Origin of the sequence: Sphingomonas sanxanigenens DSM 19645 = NX02, assembly GCF_000512205.2 — a bacterium.
Lineage (GTDB): Bacteria > Pseudomonadota > Alphaproteobacteria > Sphingomonadales > Sphingomonadaceae > Sphingomonas_D > Sphingomonas_D sanxanigenens.
This window is the reverse complement of record NZ_CP006644.1, coordinates 3,270,234-3,289,118: the sequence shown is the minus strand read 5'-3', so window position 1 is coordinate 3,289,118 and position 18,885 is coordinate 3,270,234. Positions and strand designations below refer to the sequence as shown.

General features: G+C 68.0%; 21 protein-coding genes. 16 read left to right on the top strand and 5 right to left on the bottom strand.

Features of this window, described 5'->3' with window-relative positions:
* Positions 1-13 precede the first annotated feature (13 nt).
* The 13 genes from NX02_RS15130 (at position 14) to NX02_RS15070 (ending at position 7,713) form a co-directional block, all read left to right on the top strand.
* Positions 14-325, top strand: a complete 312-nt coding sequence (locus tag NX02_RS15130) for a FliM/FliN family flagellar motor C-terminal domain-containing protein (protein ID WP_025293044.1) — start codon at positions 14-16, stop codon at positions 323-325.
* Between the two features lie 4 nt (positions 326-329).
* Complete coding sequence (sctR, locus tag NX02_RS15125) at positions 330-980, top strand: type III secretion system export apparatus subunit SctR (protein WP_025293043.1); 651 nt, start codon at positions 330-332, stop codon at positions 978-980.
* A 42-nt stretch (positions 981-1,022) separates the two neighbouring features.
* Complete coding sequence (gene sctS / locus NX02_RS15120; protein ID WP_025293042.1) at positions 1,023-1,292, top strand: type III secretion system export apparatus subunit SctS; 270 nt, start codon at positions 1,023-1,025, stop codon at positions 1,290-1,292.
* A 13-nt stretch (positions 1,293-1,305) separates the two neighbouring features.
* Entirely contained in the window at positions 1,306-2,088 is a 783-nt protein-coding gene (gene sctT / locus NX02_RS15115; protein WP_245648602.1) for a type III secretion system export apparatus subunit SctT, read from the top strand.
* A complete protein-coding gene (locus NX02_RS15110; protein WP_025293040.1) occupies positions 2,085-2,450 on the top strand; it encodes a helix-turn-helix domain-containing protein in 366 nt (121 codons plus the stop codon). Before sctT ends, NX02_RS15110 begins: the two co-directional genes overlap by 4 nt.
* A gap of 140 nt (positions 2,451-2,590) precedes the next feature.
* The gene (locus NX02_RS15105; protein WP_025293039.1) at positions 2,591-3,202 is read left to right on the top strand and encodes a hypothetical protein; all 612 of its coding nucleotides are present in this window, start codon (positions 2,591-2,593) and stop codon (positions 3,200-3,202) included.
* An 85-nt stretch (positions 3,203-3,287) separates the two neighbouring features.
* On the top strand, positions 3,288-3,596 hold the full coding sequence (locus NX02_RS15100; protein WP_025293038.1) for a hypothetical protein: 309 nt from the start codon (positions 3,288-3,290) through the stop codon (positions 3,594-3,596).
* Positions 3,597-3,615: 19 nt separating this feature from the next.
* The gene (locus NX02_RS15095) at positions 3,616-4,593 is read left to right on the top strand and encodes a DUF6683 family protein (protein ID WP_025293037.1); all 978 of its coding nucleotides are present in this window, start codon (positions 3,616-3,618) and stop codon (positions 4,591-4,593) included.
* A gap of 190 nt (positions 4,594-4,783) precedes the next feature.
* Positions 4,784-5,227: a hypothetical protein gene (locus NX02_RS15090; RefSeq protein ID WP_025293036.1), complete on the top strand. Its 444-nt coding sequence runs from the start codon at positions 4,784-4,786 to the stop codon at positions 5,225-5,227.
* Positions 5,228-5,271: 44 nt separating this feature from the next.
* Positions 5,272-6,168 (top strand): DUF1521 domain-containing protein, encoded by an 897-nt coding sequence (locus NX02_RS30755; protein WP_025293035.1) that lies wholly within the window; start codon positions 5,272-5,274, stop codon positions 6,166-6,168.
* A 25-nt stretch (positions 6,169-6,193) separates the two neighbouring features.
* Positions 6,194-6,967 carry a DNA/RNA non-specific endonuclease gene (locus NX02_RS30750; RefSeq protein WP_025293034.1) on the top strand — a complete coding sequence of 258 codons (774 nt, stop codon included), beginning with the start codon at positions 6,194-6,196 and terminating at the stop codon, positions 6,965-6,967.
* Entirely contained in the window at positions 6,968-7,276 is a 309-nt protein-coding gene (locus NX02_RS15075; protein ID WP_025293033.1) for an immunity protein YezG family protein, read from the top strand.
* A gap of 8 nt (positions 7,277-7,284) precedes the next feature.
* Positions 7,285-7,713 (top strand): hypothetical protein, encoded by a 429-nt coding sequence (locus NX02_RS15070; RefSeq protein ID WP_025293032.1) that lies wholly within the window; start codon positions 7,285-7,287, stop codon positions 7,711-7,713.
* 24 nt (positions 7,714-7,737) lie between these two features.
* Here the strand turns inward: NX02_RS15070 and NX02_RS15065 are convergent, their stop codons facing one another.
* From NX02_RS15065 to NX02_RS15045, 5 genes are read right to left on the bottom strand one after another with little or no spacing between them, the layout of a single operon-like run.
* Positions 7,738-8,721: an ABC transporter ATP-binding protein gene (locus tag NX02_RS15065; RefSeq protein WP_025293031.1), complete on the bottom strand. Its 984-nt coding sequence runs from the start codon at positions 8,719-8,721 to the stop codon at positions 7,738-7,740.
* Complete coding sequence (locus NX02_RS15060) at positions 8,718-9,698, bottom strand: ABC transporter ATP-binding protein (RefSeq protein WP_025293030.1); 981 nt, start codon at positions 9,696-9,698, stop codon at positions 8,718-8,720. The genes NX02_RS15065 and NX02_RS15060 overlap by 4 nt, the downstream gene beginning before the upstream one ends.
* A 3-nt stretch (positions 9,699-9,701) precedes the next feature.
* The gene (locus tag NX02_RS15055) at positions 9,702-10,604 is read right to left on the bottom strand and encodes an ABC transporter permease (protein ID WP_025293029.1); all 903 of its coding nucleotides are present in this window, start codon (positions 10,602-10,604) and stop codon (positions 9,702-9,704) included.
* On the bottom strand, positions 10,601-11,542 hold the full coding sequence (locus NX02_RS15050; RefSeq protein WP_025293028.1) for an ABC transporter permease: 942 nt from the start codon (positions 11,540-11,542) through the stop codon (positions 10,601-10,603). The genes NX02_RS15055 and NX02_RS15050 overlap by 4 nt, the downstream gene beginning before the upstream one ends.
* 46 nt (positions 11,543-11,588) lie before the next feature.
* Complete coding sequence (locus NX02_RS15045; RefSeq protein WP_025293027.1) at positions 11,589-13,208, bottom strand: ABC transporter substrate-binding protein; 1,620 nt, start codon at positions 13,206-13,208, stop codon at positions 11,589-11,591.
* 224 nt (positions 13,209-13,432) lie between these two features.
* On the opposite strand from NX02_RS15045, the gene NX02_RS15040 reads away from it, so the two are divergent.
* The 3 genes from NX02_RS15040 to NX02_RS15030 all read left to right on the top strand — a co-directional run bounded on the left by NX02_RS15040 (position 13,433) and on the right by NX02_RS15030 (position 18,873).
* Positions 13,433-14,293 carry a class I SAM-dependent methyltransferase gene (locus NX02_RS15040; protein WP_084717809.1) on the top strand — a complete coding sequence of 287 codons (861 nt, stop codon included), beginning with the start codon at positions 13,433-13,435 and terminating at the stop codon, positions 14,291-14,293.
* Positions 14,294-14,395: 102 nt separating this feature from the next.
* Positions 14,396-16,261: a LysR substrate-binding domain-containing protein gene (locus tag NX02_RS15035; protein ID WP_025293025.1), complete on the top strand. Its 1,866-nt coding sequence runs from the start codon at positions 14,396-14,398 to the stop codon at positions 16,259-16,261.
* Between the two features lie 236 nt (positions 16,262-16,497).
* Positions 16,498-18,873, top strand: a complete 2,376-nt coding sequence (locus NX02_RS15030; RefSeq protein WP_039997605.1) for a TonB-dependent receptor — start codon at positions 16,498-16,500, stop codon at positions 18,871-18,873.
* Positions 18,874-18,885 lie beyond the last annotated feature (12 nt).

Below are 18,885 nucleotides of genomic sequence, written 5' to 3'. Positions count from 1 at the left end.
TGGAGGCCATGCGATGGACGATCTCAGCCCCAACGATCTGCACCCGGATGCGCCCGGCACCGACCACTTGCCACCCCGGCCCGAGCCCGAAGCCGGCGGCACGGCGGCGCTCGACGCACGCTTCGCCGTGCCGATCACGATCGAACTCGACGCCGCCAGCGTGCCGCTCGCCAGCCTGCAGGCGATGCGCGAAGGCAGCATCGTGCCGATCGACGGCGAGGCCGGCGTGATCCCGGTGCGTATCCTTGCGAGCGGCAAGCCGTTCGCCCGCGGCAGCCTCGTGTCGGTGGGCGACAGCTATGGCGTGCTGATCGAGGCGGAGTAGCGGTATGGATCTCTCGGCATTCTCGCCCGGCACCGCGCTCGTCACGGTGGTGCTGATCGCGCTGGCGCCCTTCTTCGCGGTGATGGTGACATCCTTCACCAAGATCGTCGTCGTGCTCAGCCTGATCCGCAACGCGCTGGGCCTGCAGCAGGTGCCGCCCAACCTGGTGCTCAACGGCCTCGCGCTGATCCTGTCGCTCTACGTGATGTATCCGACGATCCAGTCGATGCAGGCGGCCGCGCAGGTCGATGGCGTGCCGCAGCAGACCGAGCAGTTGTTCGACACCGCGGACCGGGCCAAGGAACCGCTGCGCACCTTCCTCATCGAACATAGCGATCCTGGCGAACGCGAATTCTTCCTGCGCACGCAGCAGCGCGTCGCCAAGAAGACCAGCACCGAGGCGGCAAAGGCGACCGACTTCATCGTCGTGATCCCGGCGTTCATCGTCAAGGAATTGACCGTCGCCTTCCAGATCGGCTTCCTGATCTTCCTACCGTTTCTGGTGATCGACCTGGTGATATCGAACATATTGCTGGCGCTCGGCATGATGATGCTGTCGCCGGTGACGATATCATTGCCATTCAAACTGCTGTTGTTCGTGCTGGTCGATGGCTGGGTGAAGATCAGTCACGGGTTGGTGCTGAGCTATGTTTAGGAGGGTGTTCCATAGCCCCTCCCCTGAAGGGGAGGGGGAAAGATGACCCAGGACATCGTCTCCATCACCGTCCAGGCGCTCTGGCTCGTCCTGCTGCTCTCGGCGCCGCCGATCATCGCCGCCTCGGCGGTCGGCCTGCTCGTCGCGGTCGTGCAGGCGGCGACGCAGCTTCAGGAACAGACGCTGCAATACACGCTCAAATTCTTCGCGGTGGTCATCACATTGTTCGTCACCGCATCGTTGCTCGCGGGCAGCCTCTACACCTTCAGCGACACGATCTTCTCGGGCTTTGCCGGGATGGTGCGGCGGTGATGCGCGGATGGTGATGGCGGATCAGGCCTGGGCGAACCAGCTGCTGCTGGTGGCGCTCGCTGCGTCGCGCTTCGCCTTCGCGTTCATCTTCGTGCCGATCTTCGCGCGGGAGACGATTCCGTCGACGGTGCGCAACTCGATCATCCTCACGCTGGGCGGCGTCGCCTTCGTCATGCAGCCGCAGGTCGATCCGAGCGCGCTCGGCGCGCTGCAATGGGCGCGGATGCTGTTGAAGGAAGCCGCGGCGGGGCTCGTCATCGGCTTCTTCTTCGGCACGATCCTGTGGGCGATGGAGGCGGCGGGCGAGATCATCGATGCCAAGGTCGGCGCGACGATCGGGCAGATCCTCGAACCGATGGGCGGCAACATGACCTCGCTCAACGGCGCGCTGCTCGGTCGCCTCGCCAATGTGATCTTCGCGGCTTCGGGCGGAATCCTGCTGCTCGTCGGCACCGTCATCGAAAGCTATGCGATCTGGCCGATCGCGGCGGACTGGCCGAGCCTCGAGATGTCGAGCCTGCGCGTGTTCGAGGCCGAGTTCGGCCGGCTGATGATGCTGGCGCTGCTGATCGCCGCACCCGTCATCATGTTCCTCTATGTGATCGATGCGGGGCTGGGGTTGCTCAACCGCTTCGCCCAGCAGCTGAACGTCTTTTCGCTGTCGTTGTCGATCAAGAGCTGGGCGGCGACCTTCCTGCTGCTGTTGCTGCTGCCGGCCTTTGCGCAGGTGGTGATCGGCGATCTGGCGGAGCGCGGCAATGTCGTCCGCGCCGTCATCGGGGCGCTGGCGCGATGACCGGTGACGATCCCCTCGCGGTGGATGCCGACGAAGAGGCGCGGCTGCGCGAACTGATGCGGCTGCTGCGCAAGGCGGACGCGGCGGCGGGCGCCGAAGAGGAACTCATCGGCGAGTTCCGCATCCCGCGCTCGCGCATTCCCGAACGCCATATCGAGGGCATCCGCACCCTGACCAAGACGGAGGCGGCGGTGCTGCGCTTCCTCGGCTGGGGCCGCGCCAATGCCGACATCGCGACATTGCTGGTGATCAGCGAGAATACGGTGCGCGTTCACCTCAACAATATGTGCCGCAAGCTCGAACTCGATGGCGTGCGCGAACTCAACGCGCTGGCCGGATTGTTCTTCCATCCGCTCACCTAAGCGATCCGACTAGGCCGCTAGTCGGATCGGTGAGTGTGGCGGCGGCCGCGATCGGGGACAAGGCTGGTGTCTCGGCAATCGGCCGGGCGCGACATTCAGACGGGGAACGGCGTGGCCGCCCCTAGCTTGGGAGCAAGACGATGAGCATCGGTGGACTCGGCGGACTTTTCTCTTCGGTGATCAACCCGGCCTCGCTGGTGATGATGGCGACCCCGGCGGGCTGGGCCTCGCTCGCGGTCAAGACGCTGGTTTCGGCGATCGGCGAGCAGCTGATCCAGCAGCTCGGCCAGCAGCTCGGCCTGCCGCAGTCGATGATCGACGTGGCGCAGGGCGCTTTCTCCGGCGCGATGGGCGACACCGCGGGCGTGCAGCGCAACCTCGAGGAAGCCGTCCAGGCGTTCAGCGAGGGCATGGGCTTCTCGCCGGCGCAGCAGGGCGAGTTCCAGCGCGACCTCAACGACCAGCTCACCCAGACCGCGCTCGAGGGCGCGCGCCAGGCGGAGAAGAGCACCCGCGGCGGCGGCAGGGGCGGCGAAGGCTGGCTGCAGGCGATCGCCGAGGCGCTGGGCGGCACGCTGAACGAGATGGCGGAAGATATGAGCGCGATGGCGGAAGACATCACCAAGGACACGCCGGACCTGACCACCAAGTTCAGCGCGCTGTCGCAGCAGTTCAGCATCCTGTTCAACGCTGCCAGCACCGCGATCAAGGCGATCGGCGAAGGTATGTCGTCCACTGCCCGCAAGCAGTAATCGGCCTGCCGCAAAAAAGGCGAACCAAGTGCTACCCCTCGGCTATGGTCGGGGGGTAGTCCTTTTTTGGTTGAGGAGACGCGTAATGGCTCCCGTCCGTTCGACCTGTCTGCTTGTCGCCACGCTCGGCGTCGGTCTGATCTTGCCCATGTCGGCGCCTGCCCAGGATGTCGGCCCCGCGCTCGATCCGGGCGCGATGGTCGGCTATGCCGGCGGCGAGGCTGTCCGCTACGACAATCAGCGCCGCGCCAAGCTCGCGCGACGCTCCAACGCCCGCCCCACTGTGCGCCGCCAGGAAGAGTGTTCGGACGTGGCCGCGTTGCGCCAACGTGTCGGGTCGCTCTCGCGCGACGACTATATGCGTTACCGCCGCTGCCAGGGGCTGCCGAACTAAGCGAAAGGAGAGGATGTCCATGCTTGCATCGGCCCGTGCCGCGCTCACCGCGGCTGCCTGCCTCACATTCGTCGCCGCTCCTCCCGCCTTCGCGCAGGACATCGGCCCGGCGCTCGATCCGGGGCTGATGGTCGGCTATGCCGGCGGTGAGGCGGTGCGCTATTCCAACGAGCGCCGTTCGTCCGCGCGCCCCGTGGCGCGGCCGCGCGCGCCGCTGCGCTCGCTCGATGTCTCCTCCTTCACCGCGCAGAGCGCGCGCGGCGCGCCCGGCGGGCGCGCCGAGATCGACACCAGCTACACCCCCGATCCGGCGCGCACGCAGAAGAATCTGCGTCAGTTCGTCCAGCGCACGCGCGAGGCGGACGAAAAGACCGGTGCCGACCTCGAACGCTCGCTGCGGGGCGGCAAGCTGCTGAACGATGCGCGCGCCGCCTTCGCGCAGTTCGGGCTCGACGGCAATGACGTCGCCGATACCGTCGCGGGCTATCTCGTCACCGCTTGGTACACCTCGCGCGGCCGCGGCGACGATCCCTCGAAGGCCCAACTCCGCGCGGTCAGCAACCAGATCGCCTCCGCCATGGCCGCCTCGCCCGAATTCGCCGAGGCGACCGAGGACATGAAGCAGGAACTGGCCGAGGCGATGATGATCCACACGATCTACGCCGGTGCCGCGATCGAGCAGGTCAAGAACGACCCCGAGATGCTCGAGCGCGTGTCCGACGCGATCGCCAAGGGCGCGCAATCGACCTTCGGCTTCGACGTGCGCACGATGGGGCTGGACGAGAATGGCCTTTCGCTCGGCCGGACCGGCGCGCGCGACGATGCGAAGGGCGCAGACAAGCAGGCGCTGGCGCTCGCCGGCGATGCCGGGAAGGCGCCGGCCGAACAGGAAGGCGGCGACGCCAGCATCGTCACCCCCGTCGTGGCGGCGCTGGTGGCCGCCGGTGTCGGCGGGATGATCGCGTGGAAGGCACGCGGCCGGCAGGAGCGGGGCTGAACCCGTCCGCCTCGACGTGACAGACTGTTTTCCGTTCGCCCCGGGCAGCCGCTGCCTGGGGCGAACCTGTTTCGGATCCGGATCGCAGGCCTGCCGCGTCCCCGCTAATCGATCCGACTACCCCAGCTAAGCGTATCGCGGAGCGCATCGCATCACGCGCCATGCTTTTCTCTGCTCAGGAAACAACGCCATGACGATCGACCGAATCTCCTCCGGCCCGCTTGGCCCCATCGACCGCTCCGGCGGCGGTGCGGTGACGCCGCTCATCCTCGGTGAGGCGAGCGCGCGGGCGGTGGCGATGGCGGTGGTGGCGCGGATTGCCGGGGAGCTCGGCATCGCGCGCAACGACACGCCGATCGGTTCCGACCCCTACCGGCTGCAGCAGATCGGTGCCGCGGTCGTCGGGCATTTTCCGACCAGCCCGGCCGCTTCGGCGGGCGAGCTGCAGCGCGCGATCGAGGAGATCGCCGCCGCCATCTCTGCCGACATGGCAGCGCGCGCGGACGGCGGAACGCTCGATCGGGTCGACCGGGCGCTGGAAACCTATGAACCGACCGGCTCCGCCGATGATGGCGTAGCCACCGTGGCAGCCTTTCTCGAACGCGCGGCGCGGGAGATCCTCGCCGCGACCTGATCCACCACCGGCGTCGATGACGCTCGGGATTGAGGGGAACGACGATGAGCGACATCATCTACAACACCAGCCTGACGGCGAACGCCTACCTCCAACCGGGCTCGAGCCCGAACAACGCGATCGAGGGGCAGGCGATCCAGCTTGCCGCCGGCATCCTTGGCACCTTCATCAAGCCGCTGTTCGCCGGCCCCTTCGCGTTCGCGCAGCTGCCCTCGCAGTTCGCGCTGCTGGGCGGCACGATGCAGCCGCCGCTCCGCCCCGGCGCCTCGCCGATCTTCGCCCCGCAGCCCGGCGCGCAGTGGAGCGCCTCGCTGACCAGCGAGCATACCGGCAACATCGATCTGGGCGATGGCTATACGATGCGTCTCGACGAGCGCAGCTCGGAGATCATGATCCACAACGAGAAGACCAACGAATGGACGCGCATCTGGGGCGATCCGCACGTCGACGTCAACGGTGAGCGCGCGTTCGATTTCTGGGGCACCACCACCTTCACGCTCGAAAACGGCACCAAGGTGACGATCGATACCGAGCAGTGGGGCGGCAATCCCGACGCCTATGTCGCCAGCAAGGTGACGGTGACCAACGGCGATCGCGCGATCGTCGTCGACGGCATCAGCCAGAACGAGATCGGCGATCTCGAAATCTCGATGTCTGACAATGGCGCGCTGATCGATGCGGCGACGCGCGACGGCTTCGTCCTCCACGAGAATGCGACCGGCCTCGGCTGGCGCTCCGAACTGACCGGCGAGGTCGCGAGGCACGCCGATCTGGAGATCACCAAGCCGGGCGAGCTCTATGGCCCCGGCAGCACCGCGCCGAGCTTCGGCGAGATCCGCGAGGCGCTGGGCACCTTCCTGATGTTCGGCATCGCGGTCGGCATCGGTGAGAGCTTCGCCGCCGCCGCGCGCACCGCGATCCGCGAAGACCTGTTCGCCTGATAACCCTTCCCCGGGGAGCCCCGCGATGACCAACGACAGCATATCTGGCCTTCCAGGCCAGTCCGGCACGCACATCCCCGCGGCGGTTGGCAGCACCGCCAGCGTGGCCGCCTCGCTGATCGCGGGTCATCGCGGGGCGAATGGCGCGCTCGACGCGCCGGCGCTGGCCGCCGGCGTCGCCCGCCGGGCCGGCGGCGACGACGATGCGCGCGCCGCGCTCGAGGCGGCGGTCGGTGCGCAGCTTTCGCCCGTCGAAAGCGGGGAGTTCGCCGCCGCGCTCGACGCGTCCGCTGCCGGCGGCGGCGACCGCGACCGCATCGTCATGGACGGCGGCAGCAAGGGCGATTGGCCGCCCGAGCTCAACGCGCGCGATCTCCAGCCGAATACCGATTATGTCGTCAACGGCTATACCTACCAGACCGACGGTCAGGGCCGGGTGACCAGCGCCGAAGGGCAGCTCGACCTCAAGACCGCCGATCGCAACTCCTATCAGCAGGGCGTCTCGGGCCGCGAGGACCGGCTGCCCGACGACCAGGGCGGCCATCTGATCGCCTCGATCTTCAACGGCCCCGGCGACCGCGTGAACCTCGTGCCGATGAACGGCAATTTCAACATGGGTGCGTGGCGCGACATGGAACGCGGGTTCGAGAACGCGCTGGAGGCCGGCAAGGATGTCGACGTGAAGATCGACGTGATCTACAGCAGCGACAGCACGCGTCCCGAGGGCTTCGTGATCAATTCGGAGATCGACGGCGTCGCGCAGACCGACACCTTCTTCAACCGTCCCGGAGGCGTCTAAGTGGAAGAAAGCTACCGGACGATCGCGACCGCGCTGCTCGAAGCCTGCCCGCCGGGCGTGCAGCGCGCGTGGCTGGAGGCGGAGCTGGACGATGGCCACGCCACGACCCGCTACTGGTATGAGAAGGATGGCAAGACCGCGCAGCCCAAGCTGCCTTCGCTTGCCTCGTTCCAGATCGCCAAGGCGCTCAACGAGATCCGCGATGCGATGGTGAAGACGGGCCAGGCGCCCTGGCAGCGCTGCACCTTCTCGGTCGATCCGGCGGGGCGCTTCCGCTTCGACGTCGACTATGACGACAAGGCGGCCTGACGGCCCGCATGATCCGGATCGGGTTCGCGGTCGCACTGCTGCTTGCCGCGAGCGCCTGTGACGACCGGCCGAAGGCGCTCCCCGAGCCGCCGGCGATGCTGGCGACGCCGGCGGAGAATCCGTTCGGCGACGCAGTGAACCATCGCCTGATCCATGACAGCATCGCCGTCGCCGATGCGCTCGAACCGGACTATGGCCGGGTCTCCAACGAACTCCACACGATCCGCCGCGACCAGCGGGCGGCCGTCGTCGCCGCGCTGCGCAAAGGCGTGCCCCCAGGGTGGCAGCCGCTGAAGGTCGACGCGCTGCTGCGGCACAGCCGGATCCTCGCCTTCTCGTCAGGCGACGCGGTGTATGCGCTGCTCGTCGTCGAGCCGGGGCAGGGCGATCTGATGCCGGCGATCGTCATGCGCAACGAACAGGCGATGCCGCGCTAGCTCCCGCCGCAGGCGGGCGGGGCGTTAACCCGGCAATGCCTCCAGATGGCACGCCGCCACCTGCCCCGGCGCGCGTTGCGCCAGCACCGGCGGCTCGCTGCGGCAGCGTTCGAACGCATAGGGGCAGCGGGTGTGGAAATGGCAGCCGGCGGGCGGGTCGATCGGGCTCGGCACCTCGCCCTTCAGCGCGATGCGCTGGCGTTTGCGCACCGGGTTCGGATCGAGCACTGCGGAGAGCAGGGCCTGCGTATAGGGATGCGCCGGCGCCGCGAACAGGGTCGTGCGGTCGGCGAGCTCGACGATGCGGCCGAGATACATCACCGCGATGCGATCGGCGATATGCTCCACCACCGCGAGGTCGTGGCTGATGAACAGGATCGCCAGCCCCAGCCGCCGCTGCAGGTCGGCGAGCAGGTTGACGATCTGTGCCTTGCTGGACACGTCCAGCGCGGAGACCGCCTCGTCGCAGATCAGCAGGTCCGGCCCGGGCGCGAGCGCGCGGGCGATGGCGATACGCTGGCGCTGGCCGCCGGAGAATTCATGGGGGTAGCGCTCGCCTGCGTCGCGCGGCAGGCCGACCTGCTCCAGCAGGTCGCCGACGCGCTCGGCGATCGCGGCGCGGCCGCTGACGAGCCCATAGTTCCGCAACGGCTCGGCGACGATGTCCCGCACCCGCATCCGCGGCGAAAGGCTGGCGGCAGGATCCTGGAACACCACCTGCATCTGCCGCCGCAGCCGCCGCATCTCGCGCCCGGCCATCTCGGTGATGCGATGGCCGTCGAGCCAGACATTGCCGCCGCTGGGCTCGACGAAGCGCAGGATGGTGCGCCCCAGCGTCGATTTGCCGCAGCCGCTCTCGCCGACCACCGCCAGCGTCTCGCCCTTGTCGAGCGTGAAGGTGACGTCGTCGAGCGCCTTGACGCTGCGCCGCCCCGATCCCGGCAGCCAGCCCTGGCCGACCGGATAATATTTGCGCAGTTCGTGGACGTCGAGGATCGTCTGGCTCATGCCGCGTCCTCCAGCTTGAGGCAGGCGGCCTGCCGCCCGGTGCCGACCGGCGTCAGTTGCGGCGCCACCACCGCGCAGCGATCCGCCGCATAGGCGCAGCGCGGGGTGAAGGCGCAGCCCGCCGGCCGCGCGCGCGACAGCGGCGGGACGTTGCCGGCGATCTCCACCATCCGCCCGTCGCGACAGCCGCGTCCGCCCGACAGGCGCGGCGTCGCCGCCAGCAAGCCGCGGGTATAGGGGTGGATCGGCTGGCCGAGCACCTCGGCGACGGGGCCTTCCTCCACCTTGCGGCCGGCGTAGATCACCACCACGCGGTCGGCGAGTTCGGCGACGACGCCCAGGTCATGGGTGATGAGGATGACGCCGGCGCCGAGCTGGCGGCTCTGCTCGCGGATCAGGTCGAGGATCTGCGCCTGCACGGTCACGTCGAGCGCGGTGGTCGGCTCGTCGGCGATCAGCAGCGCCGGATCGCAGGCCAGCGCCATCGCGATCACGACGCGCTGGCGCATGCCGCCCGAAAGCTGGTGCGGATATTCGCGCGCGCGCCGTTCCGGCGCGGGAATGCCGAGCCGCCCGAGCAGCTCCAACGCACGCGCGTCGGCTGCGCGCCGGCCGAGCCCGCGATGCAGGCGCAGCCCCTCGGCGATCTGGCGGCCCACCGGCTGCAGCGGGTTGAGCGCGCTCATCGGTTCCTGGAAGATCATGCCGATGCGGTTGCCGCGCACCCGGCGCATCTCGGCGGGCGAAGCGGCGACGAGATCCTTGCCCTCCAGCCGCACGCTGCCGCTCAGCCGCACATCCTCGCCCAGCAGCCGCATGATCGCCATCGCGGTGACCGACTTGCCCGATCCGCTCTCGCCGACGATCGCCACGGTCTCACCGGCCTCGACGGTGAAGCTGATGCCGTCAACCGCGAGCAGCGGACCGGCGGGGGAGGGGAAGCTAACGTCGAGCGCCTCGACCTGCAGCAGGCTCATCGGTCAGCGCCTCCGGATGTCGAACAGGCGGCGCAGCCCCTCGCCGAGCAGGTTGACGCCGAGCACCGTGAGCGTCAGCGCCGCCGCCGGCAGGAAGATCAGGCTGGGGCGGAGCTGCCAGAGCGACTTGGATTCGGCGATCATATTGCCCCAGGTCGGCGTGCTCGGCGGCACGCCCGCGCCGATGAAGGAGAGCGCGGCCTCGATCAGCATCGCCGCGGCCCACACGAACGCGCCCTGCACCATCAGCGGCGCCATCAGGCTGGGCAGCAGATGGCGGGTGAGCAGCAGCGCCGGCGGCGTGCCGGACGCGATTGCCGCCTCCACATAGGGCCGCTCGCGCAGCGACAGCATCAGCCCGCGCGCAAGCCGGGCGCAGCGCGGCGTCTCGACGATCGTCACCGCGATGATGACGTTGACGGCGGAGCCGCCGGCGATCGCCATCAGCGCGATGGCGAGCAGCACCGCGGGCACGGACATCACCCCGTCCAGCACGCGCATGATGATGGCGTCGCCCAGCCGGGTCGCGGCGGAGAGCACGCCGATCAGCGTCCCGATCGCCAGCGACATCGCCGCGCAGGAAAAGCCGATCGCGAGCGAGGTGCGCGTGCCGAACAGCATGCGCGACAGGATGTCGCGGCCCAGCATGTCGGTGCCCAGCAGGTGTGTGCCGTCCCACGGGCGCAGCCGCTCGCCGAGGTCGACCGCGCGGGGATCGAAGCCGGTCAGCAGCGGGGCGGTGATCGCGAGCAGCACAATGGCGAGCAGGATCGCGCTGCCCATCACCAGCGCGCCGTTGAGGCGGGGCAGGCGGCGGCGGCGCGGCGTGGCGATGGCCGGCGGCTCGGCGATCGGATCGGCCGACGCGACATGGTCGCCGGGCAGGATGGCGGCTGTCGCGTTCAATAGCGGATCCTCGGATCGAGGAGGGTGTAGCTGAGGTCGACCAGGAGGTTGACCAGCACATAGACGAGGCTGGACATCAGCACGACCGCCTGGATCACCGGATAGTCGCGGTGCAGGATCGCATCGACGGTGAGGCCGCCGATGCCGGGGACGACGAAGATTCCCTCCACCACCACCGTGCCGCCGATCAGCACCGGCACGCCGCTGCCGATCACCGTGACGATCGGGATCGCGGCGTTGCGCAGCGCGTGGCGGAACAGGATCGCCGGCCGGCCGACGCCCTTGGCGACCGCGGTGCGGATATAATCCTGCTCCAGCGTTTCCAGCATCGATCCGCGGGTGACGTTGGCGACCAGCGCGGAAAAGACGATGCCCAGCGACAGCGCGGGCAATATCGCGGTCGTCAGGAAGCCGCCCAGCCCCGACGAGATCGGCTTGAAACCCTGCACCGGCAGCCAGTGCAGTGTCGCCGCGAAGATGAAGGCGAGGATATAGGCCATCACGAACGGCGGCAGCGAGAAGCCGAGCGTCGCATAGCCGGCGAGGAAGCGATCCCACCCGCCGCCGCGGCGCTGCGCGGCGAGGATGCCGAGCGCGAGGCCGATGACGACCGCGAAGGTCGTCGCCAGCGCCATCAGGCTCAGGGTCGCGCCGGCGCGCTGCGCGATCATCCGCGCGACCGGCTCGCCGGTGTAGATCGAGGTACCGAAATCGCCCTGCAGCAGCCGCCCCGCCCAGGCGAGGAAGCGCGTGACCGGCGGCTGATCGAGCTGCAGCGTGTGGCGGATGCGGGCGATGTCGGCGGCGGTGGCATTGTCGCCGGCGATGACCAGCGCCGGATCGCCGGGGGCGAAATAGAGCAAGGCGAAGACGAGGATCGTGACGACCGCCATCACCGGCAGCGCGAGCAGGATCCGGCGGATCGCATAGGCGGTCATCGCCGGCCGCGCCGCCCATGGGTCCGGCGATGCGCGGCCGCGGCGATCATCCCTGCTTTCCGATCGACCAGTAGACGCCGTAGGGCGCCTGCAGCACGCCGCCGACATCCTTGCGCCATGCCGCATTGGATACCGCGCCCCCCAGCGGGATATAGGGCAGCACCTTGAATGCCTCGATCTGGATCTGCTCGGCGATCGGCTTCTGCTGCGCCTCGGGCGCGAGCACCCACCGGTTGCGCAGCGTTTCGATCTCGGGCGCCGTGCACCAGCCGGCATAGCCTTCGGTGCCGGCACCGCGCAGCATCGGATGCACCGCCGGATCGATCAGATCGCTGCCCATCCAGCCGGTGACGAACAGGCTCCATCCGCCCGCATCCACCGTGCCGCGATTGGTGCGGCGCTGGATCAGCGACGCGAAATCGAGCGTGGTGAGCGTCACATTCATGCCAAGCCGGCGCAGCACATCCTCGATCGCTTGGCCAAGATTGGATGCCGGCGCTTCGGCGCCGCTCAGCAGGATCACCTTCTCGCCCTTGTAGCCGGCCGCGGCGAGCGCCGCCTTGGCGCGTTCGATGCCGGGCGATGCGATCGCCTCCGATCCCGCCTCGGTATAATAAGGGGAGGTGCGGTCGTAGAAGCTGCGCACCGCATGCGCATCCCGCGGGCGATCGCCGGTGATGCTGCGCATCAGCGCGCCCTGGTCGATCGCCAGCGCCAGCGCGTGGCGGATCTCCGGGTTGTTGAACGGCGGCTGCAGATGGTTGGGCTGCAGCATGTAGCAGGTGTCGGTGCTCAGCCGGCGGCCGATGGTGATGTCGGGCGATCCGGTCATCAGCGGCAGCAGGTCTGCCGGGGGGATCAGCCAATAATCCTGCTCACCCGCCTGCAGCGCCGACAGCGCCGTCGAGGAATCGGTGATCTGCGCCCACTCGACGCGCTTGACCCCGGCGACGCGCCCGCCTGCGAGCCCGCTCGGCGGCTCCTTGCGCGGGATATAGCCGTCGAACCGCTCCCACACCGCCTTCGATCCGGGCACCCATTCCTCGCGCACGAAGCGGAACGGGCCGCTGCCCACGGCCTCGGTGATCTGCGTGCCGGGATCGGTCTTCGCCATGCGTTCGGGCATGATCAGGCACGCCGCCGCCGAGGATTTGCCCAGCGCCGCGGGGAGGAGGGGAAAGGGCATGTCGAGCCGGATCCGGAAACGGCGGTCGTCGACCGCGTCGAAACCCTCGACATGCGGCAGCAGCATCTGCCCGAAGCCGTCGCGCTTGCCCCACCGGGTGATCGAGGCGATGCAGTCCGCCGAGCGCACCGGCGCGCCGTCGTGGAACGTCAGCCCCTCGCGCAAGGTGAACTCATAGACGCGGCCGTCGTCCGAAACGGTCCAGCCTTCCGCCATCTGCGGCTGCGGCACATATTTGGCGTCGACCGCAACCAACTGGTCGAAGGTCAGGAAGCCATATTCGCGCGTGCCCGGCGCCGTCGTCCAGATCGGATCGAGGCTGGACAGGCTCTGCGCGTTGATGACCCGCAGCGTTGCGTCTCGCCCGCCCGTCGGTGCCCCGTCACCGCCGGATCCGCAGGCCGAAAGAAGCAGCGACGGGCCGGTGGCCAGTGCCGCGCCGCCGATGATGGAACCACCGAGGAAATCCCTGCGTCGCATACGCCCCCTTGGCTATCGCGTTCGTTCTTGCGCTGCAACATGGCTACGAAAACAATTTTCCCGTGACGAATAAGCAATGCTGAATTGGCAGATAAGTCCAGCCCCGATTTCGGGGTTTCGGCTTATTCGGATTCGCTTATCCCACCCTGCATCGATGCAGGGTTTGTGGCGCGCGGCGGCGCCATCCTAGCCTCGCCCCATATTCGCGACAGGAAGGTGACGTCATGGCAACCACCCAACCCGCCCCCCGGACGATGCAGCCGATCGATTGGGCCGGCGCCGGCGGCACACGCTGGAAGGACAATGTCGATCATTTCGAAGCCATGCTGGATGGTCCGGGCAAGGCGCTGATCGCGGCGGCGGCGTTCGTGCCGGGCGAGCGCGTGGTCGAGATCGGCTGTGGCGGCGGCGCGCTGACGCGGGAGATCGCGCATCTCGTCGGCCCGGGCGGGTACGCGCTGGGCCTCGACATTTCGGATGAACTCGTCGCACTCGCGGCCGAGCGCGCCACCGCCGAAGGCATCGGGAACATCGCGTTCGCGGCCGGCGATGCACAGGTCGTGCAGCCCGAGACCGGGCCTTTCGACCGGCTGGTTTCCCGCTTCGGGGTGATGTTCTTTCAGGATCCGGCAGCCGCGATGGCCAATCTGCACGCCATGATCGTGCCCGGCGGCCGGCTCGATTTCGCGGTATGGGCACCGGCGGACGAGAACCCCCAGTTCATGATGATGGCGCTCACGGGTCGCGAGCATCTGGGCCTCGCCCCGGCCGATCCGCGCGCGCCGGGGCCGCTGGCGTTCAGCGACGCCGGCTATCTCGAAGGGCTGCTGAGCGGCGCCGGGTTCGTCGACATCCGCTTCGCCAAATGGACCGGGCTGCTGAAGGCGGGCTGGCCCGGTATCGATGCGGCGGCAGCGGCCGAGTTGCTCGCGCGCACCGGCTCGACGTCGGACCTGCTGGCAGAGGCCGGCGAAGAGGTGCAGGCGGCGTTCCTGTCCAGCCTGGCGACGCGGCTGGCGCCTTTCATCACCGCGGACGGGATCGCGATGCCTGGCTCCGTACACCTCGTGTCGGCAAGCGCTTGATCGCAGGCCCCCATAATGTTGCGCTGCAGCGCATGGCGTTGACACGACGCAGCATGCGGGACCAGCCTCGTACTTTCCCAGGCCAGCCAGCGGGAAAATACGATGATCGATTTCAAGTCGCTGAACTATTTTCTCGTCGCGTGCGAGCATGAAAGCCTCGGCGCGGCGGCCCGCGAGCTGGATATCGCGGCGTCCACGCTCAGCGCGAGCCTGAAATCGCTCGAGACCAGTCTCGGCATCTCGCTGTTCCGCAAGCAGGGTGCGGGTCTTGCGCCCCGCCCCGTGGCGCATTGGCTCTATCGCACGGCGATGCCCGTGCTGTTGCTGGAGGCATTCGCGCGCCGCCGCATCGTTGCCGGCGCCGGCGCGCCGATCGCCCGGCTGGAGGTCGATATCGGGCTGCGCTTCGCGCTCGGCCGGGTGTGCGCGGCGGTGGCGCGCGCGATCGCCGACACCGCGCTCGAAGAACCGTTGACGCTCGTCCACCCCGTCTGGTCGCTGGAGGAAGGCGCGATCGATGCCGGCGCCGACGACGTTCTCGGTTTCGCCGAACAAGGCCGGATCGCGATCGACGCGATCACCCGCACGCCGCGCACCGACGAAGGCGAGACGGTGCTGTGCGCCGATCCGTGGATGCTGGTGCGCCGGCGCTTCACGCCTGTGGATCTCGACGATCCCTATCGCTCGCGGACGATGCCGCCGGCGATGGTGCCGGCCTTCGGCCCGGCCGTGCTCGAACAGATCGTCGCCCATGCCCGCATGCACGATCTCAGCCTGCAGGCGGTCGATACGACCCCCGGCGAATGGCCGCAGATGCTGGACGACAATCCGGGCAATGTGCTGCTGCTGCCCGCCAGTTCGGTGGGCGTCCGCCCCGGATCGTCGCGCGCGGAGGCGGTGCCGCTCGACCCGCCGGTGGCCGCGACCCTCGTCGCGCGCCGCGACGGCAGCGGCGTGGCGGAACGCTTCGCCGAACGGCTGAGGGCTGCGCTTCACGATGGTAGCCCGGCCCCGGTGCTGTCGCCGGTGCTGACCGAGCGGCGGCTGCGCTACTTCAATCTTGCTTATGAGGTGGGTCGCGTTTCTGCGGCGGCGCGTGCCGCCAGCGTCGCGCAGCCGGCGCTCAGCCAGCAGTTGCACAAGCTCGAATCGTCGCTGGGCGTTTCGCTGTTCGATCGCAAGTCGTTCGGCCTCGTCCGCACGCAGCACAGCGCGGCGTTCGCGGTGGCGACGCGGTTGCTCGAACTGCGGCTGCGCGAAATGGAAATCGGCGGCATGGCCGCCTCGCTGGGCGAGGGCGGCCGGCTCAGCCTCGGCATCCTGCCCTCGGTCAGCCATCAGGGCCATCTCGTCAACCGGATCAGCGATGCGGTGGTGGCGTTGCGCCGCGACTATCCGGGCATGAACGTCACCGTGCGCGAGGCGCCCAACGGCACGCTCAAGAGCTGGGTGCTGCGCGGGCAGGTCGGGCTGGCGATCGTCGAGACCGCGATGTCGCAAATGCCGCGGCTGCCGCTCGATGCCAGCGAGGAACTGGCGCTGATCGTCGATCCGCGCCACGCGATGCTGCCCGAGGGGCCAGTGCGGCTGGCCGACCTCGCACGGTTGCCGCTCGCTTTGCCGACATCCCTGTTCGGCCTGCGCCAGCTGCTCGATAATGCCGCCCGGGCGCAGGGCGTGGACCTGCGCCCGCGGCATGAGATCGACGCGCTGACGATGCTGATCGCGATGCTCGCGCGGGAGGAGGTGGCGACGGTGCTGCCCGCATCGGCGGTGCGCCAGCAGATCATCACCGGCGAATTGCGCGCGCATCCGATCGTCGAACCGGTCATCCAGCGCCGGCTGTTCGTGATCTATTCGGCCGACCGCAGCCTCGCGCCCGCCGAGCGCGAACTTGTGCGGCTGTTGCGGGAATCGCTGGCACGCATCGGTCCGCTGCCTGCAACCCCCCTCAAGCTGCACGGCTGACCCCGCCCATGTACGGCGTGCGATAAAACTTATGGCCGATCGCCGAAAACATTCGGCTTGCACCGGGAACCCACGCCCGTCACTTTCCCCACAAGAAAAAATATTTCGGAGGAGAGGGTAACGGTCGGACGCAGGGTTCGGCCGATCCGCTTTTTAGAGTGGGGGGATTCCGAATGTTCGAGAATCGACAAGGGAGGTTTCAGGCGCCGGGGTTCATGCGCGGATTGCGCGGTATCATGGCGCTTTCGACGAGTGTGGTGGCGTTGATGGGGTGCGACGCGGCTTTCGCTCAGGCTCCGGCAGATCCAGCTGCGGCGGCCGCGGAAGACGACGGCGTGCCGACGGTGATCGTGACGGCGCGTCGCCGTGACGAAAGCCTGCAGACTACGCCGGTTTCGATCACCGTGCTGAGCGGCGACAATCTGATCGAACAGAATGTGCGCAACTTCGCCGATCTGCGCGGTCGCGTTTCCAACCTGGAAATCACGCCGATGCTGTCCGGCGGCACCAGCTTCACCATCCGCGGCGTCGGCCAGACCTCGGCGCAGGTCAATTCCGACTCCAAGGCCGGTTTCTACGTCGACGAGATGTATGTCTCCCGCCAGGAGGGCAATGATCTCTATTTCTACGACATCGACAGCGTCCAGGTGCTCAAGGGCCCGCAAGGCACGTTGTTCGGCAAGAACACCACCGCCGGCGCGGTGCTGCTGACCACCAAGCGCCCGACCGACGAATTCGAGGGCTATCTCAACGTCCGCGGCGGCCGCTTCGCCCGCTTCGAGACCGAAGGCGCGATCAACCTGCCGGTGGCGGAGGGCATCGCGGCCCGCTTCAGCTTCCGCACGCAGAATGTGAAGGGCTATATCGACCATCTTCTCGACGATGGCGAGAGCGGCAACGTCAACAACAAGTCCGCGCGTCTGCAGTTGCGCGGCGAAGATGGTCCGCTCAAGATCGACATCCTCGGCGAATACAACACCCAATCGACCGATGGCGGCGCGACCATTCCGGTCGGCTGTCTTTCCACCGCATCCTATGTGCGCAACTATGACTCGCTGCACAGCGTGCCGTTCTGCGATGCCTATCCGGTCATCGGCAAGGACTATACCGTCTATGGCGGGGCGACGCTGACGATCCCGACCAGCTCCGTCATCACCGACAGGGCCGTGGGCGGCGATGCCAACAGCGATCTGACCCGTCAGGCAGGCAAGGGCCCGTACAACGATACCGACGTCTACACGCTCAACGTCCGCGGCGCCTATGACCTGACCGACACGCTCACGCTGCGCTCGATCTCGGCGTTCCGCCGCAACACAGCCTCGTTCTACACGCCGACGCTGCACGCGCCGAACGACATCTATGCCGAGAACGACTATACCAAGACGACCCAGTTCACCCAGGAAGTCACCCTCGGCGGCAGCGCGTTCGACGAGCGGTTGCAGTTCCTGGCCGGCGGCTTCTACTTCTACCAGAATACGCGCTTCCTGCAGGACACCGGGCCGGACTGGATCGATCCGCTGGGCTATGTCTATGACGGTCGCCTGAAGTATCAGAGCTATGCCGCCTTCGTGCAGGCATCGTTCAAGATCACCCCGCAGCTCGAATTCACCGCGGGCGCCCGCTATACGTGGGATGACAAGAAGGGTTCCAGCTACGTCTTCTACGCCGGCAACGGACGCACCTATGTCCGCGACGGCCAGGTCCTGCAGTGCGGTTACTTCATCGGAGACTTCATCGGCGGCATCACCAATTGCGGCGGCGACCCGTTCACCGCGCAGGGCAAGGATAGCTGGGACGGCTTCGATCCGAAGTTCCAGCTTTCCTATGAGGTGACGCCGACCCTGTTCGTTTACGCGACGGCGGCGCATGGCTACAATTCGGGCGGCTTCAACCAGCAGATCGGTGCGACGCCGCCGGGCGGTGTCTATGCCTCGACCTACAACCCCGAAAAGCTGTGGTCCTACGAAGGCGGCGTGAAGACCGACCTGTTCGACCGCAGATTGCAGCTCAACGTCTCGGGCTTCTATCAGGATTACAGCGACATCCAGTCGACTGTGCTGGTGACGATCGGCGGCATCACCACCCGCCAGTTCGCTACCGCGGCCTCGGCGCGCGAGACCGGTTTCGAGGTCGAGTTCACCGCGCGCCCGGTTCCGGAACTCACGATCCGCGGCAATGGCTCCTACCTGCACCAGAAATACACCAAGATCGTGCCGGGCGCGCTCATCGGGCTCGACACGCCGGTCAACTCGGCGCCGAAATATCAGTTCAGCGCCGCGGTCAGCTACGACTTCGCGGTCGGCAGCGATGGCCGGCTGACGCCGACCGTCGATGTCCGCGGCATCGGCAAGAAGCCGGCCTGCTATACGACGGGCACGCCCACCGTGCCGCAGGCGGCGACCTGCAACCTGCCGGCCTATGCGCTGGTCGGCGCGCGGCTCGACTATTCGCCGTCGCCGGACAGCCCCTGGACCATCGCGCTGTGGGGTACCAACCTGTTCGACAAGGTCACCCAGCTTGCCCGTACCGGCTACACCGGCGGCATGGGCGTGGACCGCTATACCCCGGGCCGGCCGCTCGAATTCGGCGCCGAATTGTCGGTCCGCTTCTGACCTTTCCGGGGC

Coding starts and splice junctions, on each gene's coding strand:
- NX02_RS15035 (WP_025293025.1), top strand. CDS start 14,396: ATGATCGATTTCAAGTCGCTGAACTATTTTCTCGTCGCGTGCGAGCAT.
- NX02_RS15040 (WP_084717809.1), top strand. CDS start 13,433: ATGGCAACCACCCAACCCGCCCCCCGGACGATGCAGCCGATCGATTGG.
- NX02_RS15060 (WP_025293030.1), bottom strand. CDS start 9,698: ATGAGCCTGCTGCAGGTCGAGGCGCTCGACGTTAGCTTCCCCTCCCCC.
- NX02_RS15050 (WP_025293028.1), bottom strand. CDS start 11,542: ATGACCGCCTATGCGATCCGCCGGATCCTGCTCGCGCTGCCGGTGATG.
- sctR (WP_025293043.1), top strand. CDS start 330: ATGGATCTCTCGGCATTCTCGCCCGGCACCGCGCTCGTCACGGTGGTG.
- NX02_RS15100 (WP_025293038.1), top strand. CDS start 3,288: ATGGCTCCCGTCCGTTCGACCTGTCTGCTTGTCGCCACGCTCGGCGTC.
- sctT (WP_245648602.1), top strand. CDS start 1,306: ATGGCGGATCAGGCCTGGGCGAACCAGCTGCTGCTGGTGGCGCTCGCT.
- NX02_RS15045 (WP_025293027.1), bottom strand. CDS start 13,208: ATGCGACGCAGGGATTTCCTCGGTGGTTCCATCATCGGCGGCGCGGCA.
- NX02_RS15090 (WP_025293036.1), top strand. CDS start 4,784: ATGACGATCGACCGAATCTCCTCCGGCCCGCTTGGCCCCATCGACCGC.
- NX02_RS15030 (WP_039997605.1), top strand. CDS start 16,498: ATGGCGCTTTCGACGAGTGTGGTGGCGTTGATGGGGTGCGACGCGGCT.
- NX02_RS30750 (WP_025293034.1), top strand. CDS start 6,194: ATGACCAACGACAGCATATCTGGCCTTCCAGGCCAGTCCGGCACGCAC.
- NX02_RS15110 (WP_025293040.1), top strand. CDS start 2,085: ATGACCGGTGACGATCCCCTCGCGGTGGATGCCGACGAAGAGGCGCGG.
- NX02_RS15130 (WP_025293044.1), top strand. CDS start 14: ATGGACGATCTCAGCCCCAACGATCTGCACCCGGATGCGCCCGGCACC.
- NX02_RS15065 (WP_025293031.1), bottom strand. CDS start 8,721: ATGAGCCAGACGATCCTCGACGTCCACGAACTGCGCAAATATTATCCG.
- NX02_RS15070 (WP_025293032.1), top strand. CDS start 7,285: ATGATCCGGATCGGGTTCGCGGTCGCACTGCTGCTTGCCGCGAGCGCC.
- NX02_RS30755 (WP_025293035.1), top strand. CDS start 5,272: ATGAGCGACATCATCTACAACACCAGCCTGACGGCGAACGCCTACCTC.
- NX02_RS15105 (WP_025293039.1), top strand. CDS start 2,591: ATGAGCATCGGTGGACTCGGCGGACTTTTCTCTTCGGTGATCAACCCG.
- NX02_RS15095 (WP_025293037.1), top strand. CDS start 3,616: ATGCTTGCATCGGCCCGTGCCGCGCTCACCGCGGCTGCCTGCCTCACA.
- sctS (WP_025293042.1), top strand. CDS start 1,023: ATGACCCAGGACATCGTCTCCATCACCGTCCAGGCGCTCTGGCTCGTC.